This is a genomic window from Algibacter sp. AS12 (assembly GCF_046736315.1).
Classification (GTDB): domain Bacteria; phylum Bacteroidota; class Bacteroidia; order Flavobacteriales; family Flavobacteriaceae; genus Algibacter_B; species Algibacter_B amylolyticus.
The window spans coordinates 4,034,116-4,048,335 of record NZ_CP151841.1 but is presented as its reverse complement, the minus strand read 5'-3'; the positions used below and the strand labels follow the sequence as shown (position 1 = coordinate 4,048,335).

General features: G+C 34.3%; 9 protein-coding genes. 5 read left to right on the top strand and 4 right to left on the bottom strand.

The features are described 5' to 3' along the window. Positions 1-66: 66 nt before the first annotated feature. Both AAFN75_RS16465 and tsaD read right to left on the bottom strand, forming a co-directional pair. A complete protein-coding gene (locus tag AAFN75_RS16465) occupies positions 67-531 on the bottom strand; it encodes a hypothetical protein (protein ID WP_411807392.1) in 465 nt (154 codons plus the stop codon). Positions 532-533: 2 nt separating this feature from the next. Then, on the bottom strand, positions 534-1,556 hold the full coding sequence (gene tsaD / locus AAFN75_RS16460; protein ID WP_411807391.1) for a tRNA (adenosine(37)-N6)-threonylcarbamoyltransferase complex transferase subunit TsaD: 1,023 nt from the start codon (positions 1,554-1,556) through the stop codon (positions 534-536). Positions 1,557-1,721: 165 nt separating this feature from the next. Between tsaD and AAFN75_RS16455 the strand changes: the two genes are divergently transcribed. The 5 genes from AAFN75_RS16455 to AAFN75_RS16435 all read left to right on the top strand — a co-directional run bounded on the left by AAFN75_RS16455 (position 1,722) and on the right by AAFN75_RS16435 (position 10,512). Continuing rightward, positions 1,722-6,119 (top strand): translocation/assembly module TamB domain-containing protein, encoded by a 4,398-nt coding sequence (locus AAFN75_RS16455; RefSeq protein WP_411807390.1) that lies wholly within the window; start codon positions 1,722-1,724, stop codon positions 6,117-6,119. A 141-nt stretch (positions 6,120-6,260) separates the two neighbouring features. Then, entirely contained in the window at positions 6,261-7,247 is a 987-nt protein-coding gene (pfkA, locus tag AAFN75_RS16450; RefSeq protein ID WP_411807389.1) for a 6-phosphofructokinase, read from the top strand. A gap of 17 nt (positions 7,248-7,264) precedes the next feature. Further along, positions 7,265-8,272, top strand: coding sequence for a type I glyceraldehyde-3-phosphate dehydrogenase (gene gap / locus AAFN75_RS16445; protein WP_144118100.1), 1,008 nt, complete (start codon positions 7,265-7,267; stop codon positions 8,270-8,272). A 152-nt stretch (positions 8,273-8,424) separates the two neighbouring features. Continuing rightward, positions 8,425-9,285 carry an N-acetylglucosamine kinase gene (locus AAFN75_RS16440; RefSeq protein ID WP_411807388.1) on the top strand — a complete coding sequence of 287 codons (861 nt, stop codon included), beginning with the start codon at positions 8,425-8,427 and terminating at the stop codon, positions 9,283-9,285. A gap of 12 nt (positions 9,286-9,297) precedes the next feature. Beyond that, positions 9,298-10,512, top strand: coding sequence for an ATP-binding cassette domain-containing protein (locus AAFN75_RS16435; protein ID WP_411807387.1), 1,215 nt, complete (start codon positions 9,298-9,300; stop codon positions 10,510-10,512). A 146-nt stretch (positions 10,513-10,658) separates the two neighbouring features. On the opposite strand, the gene AAFN75_RS16430 is transcribed toward AAFN75_RS16435, so the two are convergent. Next, positions 10,659-11,549, bottom strand: coding sequence for a transglutaminase family protein (locus AAFN75_RS16430; protein ID WP_411807386.1), 891 nt, complete (start codon positions 11,547-11,549; stop codon positions 10,659-10,661). 2 nt (positions 11,550-11,551) lie between these two features. Beyond that, positions 11,552-14,113 (bottom strand): circularly permuted type 2 ATP-grasp protein, encoded by a 2,562-nt coding sequence (locus AAFN75_RS16425; RefSeq protein ID WP_411807384.1) that lies wholly within the window; start codon positions 14,111-14,113, stop codon positions 11,552-11,554. Between the last annotated feature and the right edge of the window lie 107 nt (positions 14,114-14,220).

Here is a 14,220-nt window from a genome sequence, read left to right as displayed (position 1 = left end):
TTTCAAATTTATAAGTAAAAATGGAGCATTTAAAAAAAAATCAATAAGTTTTCAAGAAGATGTTGTTTATAACTTAATTTTTTGCCTTAAACATTTTATGGAGCTAATTATAGAATTAGAAATTAGAATAAGTTGAACCAATGTAGCAATACTTCCAATAATGATTATAAAATGATCAATGGAAGTTTCATTATCAAATAAAGGAAAGTTTTTCTTTTCGCCTAATAGAAACATGGGACTTAAAAAATAAACTATAAGACAGCCTAGGGTTAATAGTGTATGGCTTATTGTTAAATATTTAAAAAGTGTGATTTTGAATATTGAATGTATGTAGTAGATTAAACCAATACATGCTAAAATATATCCAATAAAAATATTAAATTCAATATTGGAAATAACAAAATAATTTTCTTGGAAATTGAATACTAATTTTTGACTATGAATTTTAGTGAATAAGGTGTAACCTGTTAGTATGGTTAGTGCCGATGCAAACCAAAAATAAATAAATGGTTTTGTATATAATTGATGCATATTTAAATCTTCAATCTAGCCGAGGCCACAACATTCTGCTCTGCAAAATCGCCTTCTAAAAACTTTAAATAGCCCACAATAGCAATCATAGCGGCATTATCGGTTGTAAATTCAAACTTAGGAATGTAAGTAGTCCATCCAAATTTTTGTTCGCCATCTTTTAAAGCTTTACGAATGCCAGAATTTGCCGAAACCCCGCCACCAATAGCAATATGCTTAATACCTGTTTGCTTCGAGGCGAGTTTTAATTTGTCCATTAAAATGCCAATAATAGTATATTGAATAGAGGCACAAATATCATTTAAGTTTTCTTCAATAAAATTAGGGTTGGCCTTAACCTCGCGCTGTATAAAATAAAGCACAGCAGTTTTAAATCCAGAGAAACTAAAGTTTAACCCGTCCACTTTTGGTTTAGTGAATTTAAAGGCTTTCGGGTTTCCTAAAGCGGCACGTTTATCAATTTCTGGTCCGGCAGGATAGCCCAATCCTAAAATTTTTCCACTTTTATCAAAAGCTTCACCAACAGCATCATCAATGGTTTCTCCAATAACAGTCATATCAAAATAGTGATCTACTCTAACTATTTGCGTATGGCCACCAGAAATAGTCATTGCTAAAAACGGAAAAGGTGGCTTTTTATAACCATCTTCATCAATATAATGTGCTAAAATATGCCCTTGCATGTGGTTTACATCAATTAGCGGGATGTTTAAGCCATAAGCCAAAGATTTAGCAAACGATGTGCCTACCAATAAACTCCCCATTAATCCTGGGCCTTTGGTGAAGGCAATAGCATGTAATTCATCTTTAGTAATACCTGCTTTTTCTAATGCTTGATGCACTACAGGAACTATGTTTTGTTGGTGCGCTCTAGAAGCTAATTCTGGTACAACACCACCATATTCTTCATGTATTTTTTGGCTGGCAATAACATTGCTTAAAATACGTCCGTTATAAATTATAGAAGCCGCAGTATCATCGCAAGACGACTCAATTCCTAGAATGTAAATATTTTGTGAAGACATTAATAAATATTAGGCACAATAATTGTTAATTTTGAAAACGAATAAGCATCTTTGTGGTTACATGCGTTCGTATATGCAAAAATAGTTTATTCTTAATAAAGTTATAACTTTAAGGACATCAAAAAATTTCTAAAAATACTTTTAAAATTAGCAGGTATTTTGCTAATGTTATTCATCATATTGGTGTTGGTGCTGTCTATTCCTTATATTCAGACAAGGCTAGGTAAGTATGCTACCAAACGTTTAAACGACGATTTCAAAACAAACATTAATATTGATAAAGTTAGTTTGCAGTTTAATGGAGATATAGAAATTAAAGATATTTACATTGAAGACTACAAAAAAGACACGCTAATAAGTATTACAGAATTAAATACATCTATTTTAAGTTTCAGGAATTTATACCAAGGCAATCTTGTTTTTGGCGATATTGATATTGAAAACTTGCTCTTTAATATTAAAACCTATAAAGATGAGCAGCAAACCAACCTCGATGTTTTTGTCGATAGGTTTGAAAGCGATAACCCAAGAACTGGAAAAAGCAACTTTTTGCTATCCTCAAGTGATGTTTCTATTTACAACAGTGTTTTTATGCTGTCCGATGAAAACAAAGAAACCACCAAAGTGCTTCATTTTGAAGATTTAAATATTAACGCCACTAACTTTTTAATTAATGGAAGCGATGTTAGCGCACGTATAAACACTTTAGCTTTTAAGGATAGTAGAGGTGTAGAGGTTAAAAATATGATGACGGATTTCGCATATACCTTAACCGATATGACCTTTGCAAATCTGCAAATAAAAACACCAAGCTCGGTATTAAATGGTAATTTAAAGTTTTTGTATGCGCGAGAGGATTTACAATATTTTGTCGACAAAGTAAAGGTTGAAGCCAGTTTTAAAGACTCTAAGGTTTTGTTGGATGAGCTTAATACGTTTTACAATGAATTTGGAGTCAACCAATCGGCAACATTTAGTACAAACGTTACGGGAACTTTAAACGATTTATATACCAGCAATTTAAGGTTAAATACAAACTCTAAAACTAGAGTTTATGGTGATATTAATTTTAAAAACCTATTTAATAAAGAGGATCATAATTTTTATATGAATGGTAGTTTTAGCAACCTATCATCTACATATAAAGACTTAAAAGCACTATTGCCCAATGTTTTGGGCCAAGCTATACCGTCTTCTTTCGATCGATTGGGATATTTTACCGTTAGAGGGAATTCTCAAATTACATCATCAAAAGTATTAGCAGACATTGAAATTGATACCGAATTAGGTTTTGTAGATTCTAACCTAGAAATCACGAAAATTAACGATATTGATAATGCCGATTATAAAGGTCAGATCATTTTCGAGCAATTCGATTTTGGGGTGTTTTTAGACGATCCAAACTTTGGGAAAGGTTCTTTGGATTTTGATGTTAACGGAAAAGGTTTTACAGCCGAAAAGGTAGACACCCAAGTTAAAGGAGAGGTTTTCGAGCTAATTTATAACCGATACAATTACCATAACATTAAAGTTGCGGGAAATTTACAGAATAAAATTTTTGATGGAAATTTAAACGTTATCGATAAAAACTTAAAATTAAACTTTACAGGATTAGTAGATTTTTCTGAAACTGTAAAAAAATACGATTTCGAGGCAATTGTAGATCATGCCGATTTAAACGCGCTTAACTTTGTTAAAAAAGATAGTATTTCTATTTTTAGAAGTCGTGTTAAAATGAACATGAATAGTAGTAGTTTTGATGATGCTGTTGGTAAAATAGCTTTTACAAAAACGAGATACGAAAACGAAAACGATACCTATTTTTTCGATAAGTTTGATATTTCATCAAGGTTTGAAGACGATACGCGATACGTAGAGTTTATCTCCCCAGATATTATTGAAGGCGAATTAAAAGGCCATTTCTTTTTAAAAGATCTAAAAAAGCTGTTCGAAAATTCTATTGGTCATATTTACACCAACTATATTCCGCACGAGGTAGATACCAATCAAAGTATCGATTTTAACTTCAAAATTTATAATAAAATTGTCGAAGTTATTTATCCGGAACTAGAACTTGCCAAAAACACCTTTATTAGAGGTCGTGTGGAAAGCGAGGAGGAAAATTTTAAGCTCACCTTTAAATCGCCTAAAATTAAATACTTAAAAAACTTTGCTAATAATATCGAGTTACAAGTCGATAATAGCAACCCGTTATTTAATACCTATGTGGAGATTGATAGTTTAAGTACAAATTATTACAACGTTTCTAAATTTAACTTAATTAATGTCACCGTTAGTGATACGTTGTTTATGCGGTCTGAGTTTTCTGGAGGAAACCGAAATAAAGATAACTTCAACTTAAGTTTTTACCATACTATAAATGAAGCTAACGAGTCGGTAATAGGTTTTAAACAGTCCGATATTACTATTAAGGATAACAAGTGGTATATAAATGAAGATCAAGATAAATCTCATAAAATAACATTCGATAAAAAACTATCTAAGTTCGATATCGATAAATTTAGGGTTAACCATAATAACGAGGAAATTAAGTTTTCTGGTTTTGTTCGCGACTCTACACAAAAGGATATAAAACTAAATTTCACCAATGTAGATTTAGCTAAAATAACGCCCGATATAGATAGTTTATCCTTGGCAGGAAATGTTAATGGTAAGTTGGATATTTTACAGCAAAACGGTAGCTATCTTCCAAATTCCACTATTGTAATAGACGATTTAAAGGTTAACGATTTCTTATTAGGATCTTTTGATGCTACTATAAAAGGTAATGAGTCGCTTACCAATTATACTGTAGATGCTACTATTAAAAATGATATAACACGCTCGTTTGCAGCAAAAGGAGATATTTCGGTTTCTGGTAAACAATCGACTATTAATGTAACGGTCGATTTTAATGCCTTTAATCTATCACCTTTAAATCCTTTGCTAGATGGCGTATTGTCAAATATTAGGGGCGAAGCCAATGGTAGTGTTAATGTTATTGGCGATTTAAAGAAACCCGATTTTAATGGCGATTTAATAGTTAAAAACGGAGGCTTAGGTGTGCCTTATTTAAATGTGGATTACGATTTTAATACCAATGCATCGGTATCGTTAAAAAATCAAAGTTTTGTGTTTAATAGAATCATGTTAACCGATACCAAACATAAATCTAAAGGCTTTTTAGATGGTTCTATAAGTCATGTTAATTTTGGTAAATGGAATTTAGGTTTAGATATTACAACACCTAGATTACTTATTCTAGACACTAAAGAAACCGAAGAGTCTTTATATTACGGTACTGGTTTTATTGGCGGTCGTGCTAGTATTTATGGTCCTACCGAGCAATTGGTAATAAGTGTGGTAGGCGAAACTAAAAAAGGAACCGTATTTAAAATCCCGTTAAACGATTCAGAGTCATTTGGAGATAACTCATACATTCATTTTATAACAAAAGATGAAAAAGAAGCTCGTAAAATGGGCGAAGAGGTAATTTATGAAGAAATAAAAGGGCTAGAGCTCGATTTCGAATTGGATGTTACCCAAGATGCCGAAGTAGAAATTATCATTGATAAAGAAACGGGTCATTCCTTAAAAGGACGTGGAGTTGGAGGTATTCTGGTAGAAATAAACACCAACGGAAAGTTTGATATGTGGGGCGATTTTGCCGTATTCGAAGGGGTTTACAATTTTGCCTATGGTGGTATTATTCAAAAGCAATTTATAGTACAACCTGGTGGTACTATTGCCTGGAATGGCGATCCGCTTAAAAACACCACTATCGATATGTTGGCTATTTATAAAACCCAAGCAAATCCGTCGCCATTACTAGATAATCCTATTAATAGAAGTATTCCGGTAGAATTAAATATTGCTATTACTGGCGATATCGAGCAACCTGTACCAGAATTTAGTTTTGAGTTTCCTAATGTAACATCAACCATAAAATCTGAGCTTAATTACCGATTAGAATCGAAAGATGAGCGCGATACACAAGCCTTGTTTTTAGTATCTACAGGTTCATTTTCAAGCGGTTTAAATGCATTAAATGCTTCAGGAACTATTGCCGAACGATTAAACGGTATTTTAAACAGCATCTTTTCATCGGAAGACGGAAAGGTTAACGTAGGTTTAAATTACGAAGCCGGACAAAACAGACCAGACTATCAAACTGACGATAGGTTTGGTGTTACGCTACAAACTCAAATTAGCGACCGTGTGCTAATAAATGGTAAGGTTGGGGTTCCTGTTGGTGGAGCAACTAGTACTGTGGTGGCGGGCGATGTGGAAATCGATTTCCTTTTAAATGAAGAAGGCACCCTTACCGCCAATGTATTTAATAGAGAAAATAGCATCCAAAATTTTGGTGAAGATATAGGGTACACACAAGGTGTCGGATTATCTTATAATGTCGATTTCGATACCTTTAAGGAATTGCTTCAAAAGCTCTTTAAAAAATCTAAAACGGACGATAATCCTAGTTTAGAAATTCAAGAGGAAACTACCGAAGAAAATCCATTACCAGAATACATTTCCATTCAACCATCGGCCAAAAAAGAGTAGTTTTTAAGGTCGGTTTCGTAAATCTTTAGTTTTTTTTATCAACTAAAACGTTATAGTTTTTAAACTGTAGTTAATTTACTGTAATTGCTATAGATATGTGCGTTTTGTTTAGTAGTTTTACTTTATTAAAATTGATAATTAATGCCAAAAACAATAAAAAAAATAGCAGTTTTAACCTCTGGAGGGGATTCACCAGGGATGAACGCAGCCATACGTTCGGTAGTTAGAACTTGTGCTTACCATAATATAGAATGTGTTGGAGTTTACCGCGGTTACGAAGGATTAATTGAAGGTGATTTCAAACAAATGGATGCCAGAAGTGTAAAAGGTATCATTAATAAAGGAGGAACTATTCTTAAGTCGGCTAGATCTAATGGATTTAGAACGGAAGAAGGACGAAAAAAAGCCTTTCAAAGCTTAGTTGATGCAGAAGTTGATGCATTGGTTGTAGTTGGTGGAGATGGTTCGTTTACAGGTGCTCTTATATTTAATCAAGAGTTTGGTTTCCCAGTAATGGGTATTCCAGGAACTATTGATAATGATATTTTTGGTACATCTCATACCTTAGGATTCGACACAGCACTAAATACTGTAGTAGAAGCTATCGATAAAATTAGAGATACAGCCAGTTCGCATAACCGTTTATTCTTTATAGAAGTGATGGGGCGCGATGTTGGTCATATCGCATTAAATGCAGGTATTGCTGGTGGAGCCGAAGAAATTCTTATTCCTGAAGAAGATTTAGGATTAGAAAGATTGGTAGACTCTTTAAATAGAAGTAGAAAATCTGGTAAATCATCAAGCATCGTTATTGTTGCTGAAGGTGATAAAATTGGAAAGAATATTTTCGAATTAAAGGATTACGTTGATGAAAACATGGAAGGATACGATGTTAGAGTATCCGTTCTTGGTCACATGCAACGTGGTGGAGCACCATCTTGTTTCGATAGGGTTCTTGCTAGTAGAATGGGTGTAAAAGCTGTAGAGTCGTTATTAAACGGACAAACCAATTATATGGTTGGTTTACTAAACGGAAAAATGGAGCTTACACCATTAGATAATGCCATTAAAGGAAAAACTAAAATAAACTTAGAATTATTGCGTGTCTCAGATATCATGAGCACTTAACATTTATAAACACGATTATGTCAAAATTAAAAATTGGAATTAACGGATTTGGTAGAATAGGTAGAATTGCTTTTAGAGTAGCAGCTTCTAGATCAAATGATATTGAAGTAGTAGGAATTAATGATTTATTAGATGTAGATCATTTAGCTTACTTATTAAAATTCGATTCTGTTCACGGACAGTTTGATGGAACTATCGAAACTAAAGATGGTAACTTAGTAGTAAACGGAAATACAATTAGAGTTACTGCAGAACGTAACCCAGAAGATTTAAAATGGGATGCTATTGGAGCAGACGTTGTTTTAGATTGTACTGGTATCTTCACAACTTTAGAAGGTGCACAAAAGCACATTACTGCTGGAGCTAAAAAAGTGGCTATTTCTGCACCATCTGCAGATGCACCAATGTTTGTTATGGGTGTAAACCACAAGCAAATTACTGCTGCTGATACTATCGTATCTAACGCATCTTGTACTACTAATTGTTTAGCGCCATTAGCTAAAGTAATTAACGATAAATTCGGAATTGCTGAAGGTTTAATGACAACTGTTCACGCTGCAACTGCTACACAATCAACTGTTGATGGTGTTTCAAGAAAAGATTACCGTTTAGGTCGTGCATCTTTAAACAACATCGTACCTGCTTCAACTGGAGCTGCTAAAGCTGTTGGTAAAGTAATTCCTGAATTAAACGGAAAATTAACTGGTATGGCTTTCAGAATCCCTACTGTTGATGTATCTGTGGTAGATTTAACGTGTCGTTTAGAGCGTCCAGCTCCATGGGCAGAAGTTAAAGCGGCTTTAAAAGAAGCTTCAGAAGGTGAATTAGCTGGTGTTTTAGGTTATACTGAAGAAGGTGTTGTATCTCAAGATTTCGTGTCAGAGCCAAAAACAAGTACTTTCGATGCTAACGCAAGTATGGCATTAAATGATGGTTTTGTAAAATTAGTATCTTGGTATGATAACGAGTTTGGTTATTCAACTAAATTAATTGATTTAGCTCAACATATCGGGTCTTTAAAATAATTTATTTATATATTTCCACAGTATTACTCAATAGGGTAATGCTGTGGATTTTTTTATGTAATAAATTCAAGATTGTAACCCAGTTACAAACAAGGCTTTGTTTTTATTTTTAATAGCAAAGCGGTCTATTTTCTTTTTAAAAATTTAAACTTATGATTCTAATTATTGATAGTGGTTCTACAAAATCAGATTGGTTAGCTGTAGATAGTGATGGTAATAAATTAATGGATAAAATCCGTACCAAAGGATTAAACCCAGCAATTTTAAACGAAAAAAAGCTTAAGAAAAGAATCTTAAAGAGTAAAGAATTAAAAACGAATAAAGACAATGTAACACACCTCTTTTTCTATGGTGCTGGTTGCGGTACAGAAAATGCTAAAGAATTGTTAAGCACAGTTTTAAAAGATGTATTTCCTAATGCACATGTTGAAGTTAATGAAGATACTTTAGCAGCAGTGTATTCTACTATTAACACGCCAACCGAGGCTGCAGTGGTTTGTATTTTAGGTACAGGATCCAACTGTAGTTATTACGATGGCGAAACCCTTCACCAACGCGTTATATCGCTTGGTTATACTTTAATGGATGATGCTTCTGGTAATTACTACGGTAAGCAGTTAATTAGAGATTATTACTTTAATCACATGCCAGAAAATGTAAGGATAGCTTTTGGTGCTAAATTTAACATGGAGGCCGATTTTATAAAATACAACCTATACAAACAACCAAGTCCTAATGCATACTTAGCAAACTTTGCAGAGTTTATGTTTTTACAGAAAGATTCAGAGTACACCATAAACCTTATAAAAGAAGGTATTCGTGTATTTTCTAAAAACATGATTATGCAGTATAAGGACGAACTTAAAACCGTACCTGTGCATTTTGCAGGATCTATCGCGTTTTTTGCTCAAAAAGAAATCAAAGAAGTTGCAGAAGAAATGGGCTTTACCGTTGGCAATTTTATTCGCAGACCAATTGATGGTTTAGTACCTTTTCATACTCAAAACTTATAGGTTAAAAAACGGGTGCCAAAACATAAAGCATTTTACATATCTAATACAGCGCGTAAGCCAGAGCTTATTAAAGCCATAACAACTGGCCAGTGGTTTAGTGATTTAAACCATTTAAAAGGCGCAATATTTTCGGAGTTTACTATAAATGCCTTTATAGAGCAAGAACTGCGTCATGGACAGTACGATGTAAAAACGGCAACCAAAAATAGCCTTAATAATTCATCCGAAGGCGAGCGTAAACGCGCTTTACTTAACCATATTCTAGAATCTAAACCCGATTATATTGTTTTAGATAATGTTTTCGATTGTTTAGATGTGGCAGCGCAATCTAGAATTAAAAACACACTTAGTAATTTAAGCGAAAGGGTCATTATTATCCAGCTTTCAACAAGAAAGCGCGATATATTAGAGTTTATAGACACTGTTTATGTCATCGAAAATGGCGAGCCTAAACTATATGTGCCCACTACACAAGACACTCATAAAAACTTCACGCAACAATTACCACAACCTTACCAAACCCAAAGGGAAACGTTTAACCCGTTAATACAACTTAGTAACGTATCGGTTAGTTATGGCGAACGGCCTATACTAAACAACATCTCTTGGGAAATTAAACACGGCGAGTTTTGGCAACTTATTGGGCCTAATGGCTCTGGGAAGAGCACTATACTGTCGTTAATATCTGGCGATAACCCAAAAGGCTATATGGTCGATATGCGATTATTTGGAATAAAAAAGGGGAGTGGAGAAACCGTTTGGGATATTAAAAAAAATATAGGCTTTTATACTTCCGAAATGTTACGCGGTTTTAAACGCAGAGACACCATAGAAAGCATGATTGTTTCTGGCTTTTTAGACTCTGTAGGGCTTTACAAGCATCCAACCGATAGGCAAATTAATATTGCCCATCAATGGCTATCTCTTTTAAATATGTTGCATATTAAAGATAAAAGCTTTCAGTTTCTTTCGAACGGCCATAAGCGATTAGTGCTAATAGCAAGAGCGATGGTTAAACACCCACTATTACTTATTTTAGACGAGCCCACAAACGGACTGGACGATGCCGATGCCAAACTATTCTCCGAATTGGTAAACAAAATTGCAAAAGATAGCGAAACAGCCATTATATACGTTTCTCATAGAAAAGAAGAGTTTATTAAACCTGATTTTGTTTTTGAATTGACTCCGAAACCAACAGGTTCGTTAGGCCAAATCGTTGGTTAATAGTATTGTTTTCAGTACTTCGATTATAATATTTCCTAAAGTTTGTGTTTTTATCCACGATGTGATTATAAAAAGTGTTTTTAGTTTGTTCATTGGCACAAACAAGAGGCTTATGTTAGCCAAAAAACTAATTCATAAAAGCTATCCTAAACCGCAGGACGAATATCTACAGCCACTTTCATTTTATTGGCTCCCGAACTATATATAACACCTTTTAAAGGCGGCACATCATAATAATCGCGGCCATAAGCCACAACAATATGTTGGTCTTTTGGTATTTGGTTGTTTGTTGGATCGAAATCTACCCAGCCAAACGAAGGGATATAAATTGAAAACCAAGCATGAGAAGCATCGGTACCAACTAGCTTTTCTTTTCCTGGAGGTGGTAAGGTTTCAATATAACCGCTAACATAACGTGCTGGCAATCCTACCGAACGAATACAAGCAATAGCTATTTGTGCAAAATCTTGACAAACCCCTTTTTTGTTAACCATAACCTCATGTATAGGCGTTGCTACGTTTGTAACATTGGAGTTAAATTCAAAATCTTTAAAAATGCGTTCCATGAGCTCGTAAGCTGCTTCAAAAATAGGACGATTGGGTTTAAAAGATACTTCGGCGTAAGCCCTAATATCTTTAGATATATTGGCTATTAAAATAGATTCTAGTACAAACTGTTTTACATCTAAATGGCCTCGATTTTCTGTTTTTAGCGCTGCTAAAGCTTCTATTAAGGTCATTTTTTGACCACTTTCCGATTTATAAATATCTGGTTCTAGAGTATGATCACGTAGTATTTTACTTAGCGCGGTTACTTTTAATGTTTTATGCTGCTCTTGTATAGAGAACCGCGTAATAGTATTACCAAAAAAGTCCAGTTTCTCAGAGAATTCTGTTGGCGTTGGACTAATTTCTAGTTTATAATCCACCACTTTTTGTCCCAACATATCCTTAGGTTTTATGGTGGCAATATTATGGCAGAAGGTTACACCAACTTCATATATATAACTTGTTGTATGCGATATTTGATATAACATGGTTATTGTAGTGGAAAGTTTTGGTTCGTCAATTGTTTTTGAGCGTACGAGTGGTTAAAATAGGTATTTGAAACCTCCATAGATGTTTCATGCAATAACTCGCTAATTTCGGCTAAGGCATCATCTAGATTTTGTCGTATGGTATGGTCGTCGTTTAACTTTAAAAGATGCTCTATATTTAAACTTTCTATTTTAGTATGCGCTTTTAAAATTTTTGCTTTACAAGCCGTAACAGCGTTAGAGCCTTGGGAATAGGGGAGTTTGTTGACATCCTTTTCTATACGTGTAATTTTGTAGGTTAAGGATTTAGCATAATCCTTATCTAGCAATAATAGTTTAATTACGTTTTCTACACTTAGGTACGAGCGGTAACTGTATCTGTAAATATTAAGACTTTCGTTACTGTTTAAAAAGGCTTCTAAAACTTCGTATTGTACTTGCTCTTCGTAGTTTATAACCAGTAGCGATCGGCATTTCTCGACGTGCATCATCGATTGTTCGGTTTGCAAGCCAATAAAATATAATAATAAGCCTTGGTTTACTAATATGCTTTCTTCAATAAGTGCCATAAAAGCAATAAGGCGTGTTATAATACGGTCTAGAAATTTTATAAGTTTATTAATTGAAAAGTCTTTAGTTCCTAAAAAGTTTTCCCATTGTTTTTTAATGCCATCAAAAACGCGCCACATGTCTTTAGACCATAAGCTTCTTAACGAGTAATAAGCGTTGTTAAAGCTATTCATGGTTTGTGCTAAGCTACCAATACGTGTTTCGTCTTTTATTAAAGATAAAATTTCCTTTAAAGGATCTTTTAATCGCACTTCGGCACCTTCGCCAACAAACCCTGGAAAGGTGGAGGTGATGTTGGTTATAGATTGAAACAGTAAAATTAAGGTATCTGAATCTGATTTACGTGTTGTAGATTTTTCTTGATTCATTCTATTGAGTACTACGCGTAAGTAACGAGCGGTAACTAATGAACGCCCTAAATAACGCCCCGACCAAAATAGGTTTTCGGCAGTGTTACTCGATAAATCATTAATATCTGAAATGGTATTGTTTGATGACGAATCCCAAGCGTAATTACGTAACGGGTTTTGAACAGCATCTGAAACTATCCAGAAATCTTTACTTATACCTCCACGTTGATTGGATACAAAAATCTTTTTTCTATCGGCCGCAACACGCACTAAACCACCAGGCATAACGCTGTAACCATCTTTTTTAGCAATGGCAAAAGTACGACACGATACCTTACGAGGTTCTAATTTGCCTTTTACAAAATTTGGTGCTGTTGAAAATGATATTTTTTCCTGAGCCACAAATTGATAAGGTGCTAAGGCAATTTCGTCTTTTAATTTTTTAAGCGCATCGTCGTCTAGAAACTCACAGAAATAAATATTTTCTCGGTTAGAGCGGTCTATACGTTTTACAACTAAATCCTTTAAATGCTCAATAACATAATCGAATTCCTTTTTTTGTCCGCACCACCACGATGCAATTTGCGGTAGTATTAAAGGTTCTTTAAAAAAGTACTTGCAAATGGCATTCATAAACGGAATTAGGCCCGAATTATCTAAAATACCAGAACCAATAGGATTTACTACAGCTACTTGTTGCTCTCTTACCACTTCTAGTAAACCTGCAACGCCTAAATAGGAATCTTCTCGTAATTCTAAAGGATCCATAAAAGCATCGTCTACACGTCTTAAAACAACATCGACCTGCTTTAGTTTTTTAAGTGTTTTAAGCCATAACTTACCATTACGCACCACTAAATCGCTACCCATTACTAGAGGATATCCCAAAAACGAAGCGAGATACGAATGCTCGAAATACGTTTCGTTATGCGGACCAGGGGTAAGGATAACTATATTGGGGTTGCTCTGGTTTTGCGGAGCAGCATCAATTAGCATTTGTTTTAAATCGTTAAAAAACGCTAATGGTTGTTTAACATTAATATTTTCGAACATATCTGGCACGACACGGTTAAGCGCATACCTGTTTTCTAGAGCATAACCCATACCAGAAGGCGCTTGCGTACGATCGCTAACTACCCACATACGGCCATCGGGTCCACGAGCTAAATCTAACGAGTAGATTTGTAATTGTTTTGCTGTTTTATATTGAATTTGATCGCATTGACGTAAAAAGCCACGGTGTGCGAGAACAACCTCTTCGGGTACAATACCGTTTTTTATAAGTTCGCGCTTACCATATATATCTTTTAAAATAAGGTTTAATAATTCGGCGCGTTGTTTAATACCTTTTTCGATGGTTGATTCCCATTCGGTTTGATGGATAACATAAGGTACCACATTTAAACCCCAAGAACGGTTAAGACCGTGTGGATCGTTATACACGTTATAGGTTACACCATTTTCTTCCATGAGCCAATTTATCTCGTCTTGTTTAGAGAGAAGATTGTCGGTGCCGACTTCGGAAAATTTGCTTAACAGTGTTTTCCATTCTGTATTGATAGACATATCGGGTTTTAAAACCTCGTCGTAGCCTTTAAAATCAGAAAAGTAATCCTGGAATAATGGTTTAGTTGTAATGGGCATTTTTTGATATTATGGAAATGTAAAATTAACACAAAATCTTGTTATAAGTACTAAAGATGTGATATGGTTTTTTATTTAAAGAAAATAGCCTGGGATTACACTGATTT

Coding starts and splice junctions, on each gene's coding strand:
- AAFN75_RS16465 (WP_411807392.1), bottom strand. CDS start 531: ATGCATCAATTATATACAAAACCATTTATTTATTTTTGGTTTGCATCG.
- tsaD (WP_411807391.1), bottom strand. CDS start 1,556: ATGTCTTCACAAAATATTTACATTCTAGGAATTGAGTCGTCTTGCGAT.
- AAFN75_RS16455 (WP_411807390.1), top strand. CDS start 1,722: ATGTTATTCATCATATTGGTGTTGGTGCTGTCTATTCCTTATATTCAG.
- pfkA (WP_411807389.1), top strand. CDS start 6,261: ATGCCAAAAACAATAAAAAAAATAGCAGTTTTAACCTCTGGAGGGGAT.
- gap (WP_144118100.1), top strand. CDS start 7,265: ATGTCAAAATTAAAAATTGGAATTAACGGATTTGGTAGAATAGGTAGA.
- AAFN75_RS16440 (WP_411807388.1), top strand. CDS start 8,425: ATGATTCTAATTATTGATAGTGGTTCTACAAAATCAGATTGGTTAGCT.
- AAFN75_RS16430 (WP_411807386.1), bottom strand. CDS start 11,549: ATGTTATATCAAATATCGCATACAACAAGTTATATATATGAAGTTGGT.
- AAFN75_RS16425 (WP_411807384.1), bottom strand. CDS start 14,113: ATGCCCATTACAACTAAACCATTATTCCAGGATTACTTTTCTGATTTT.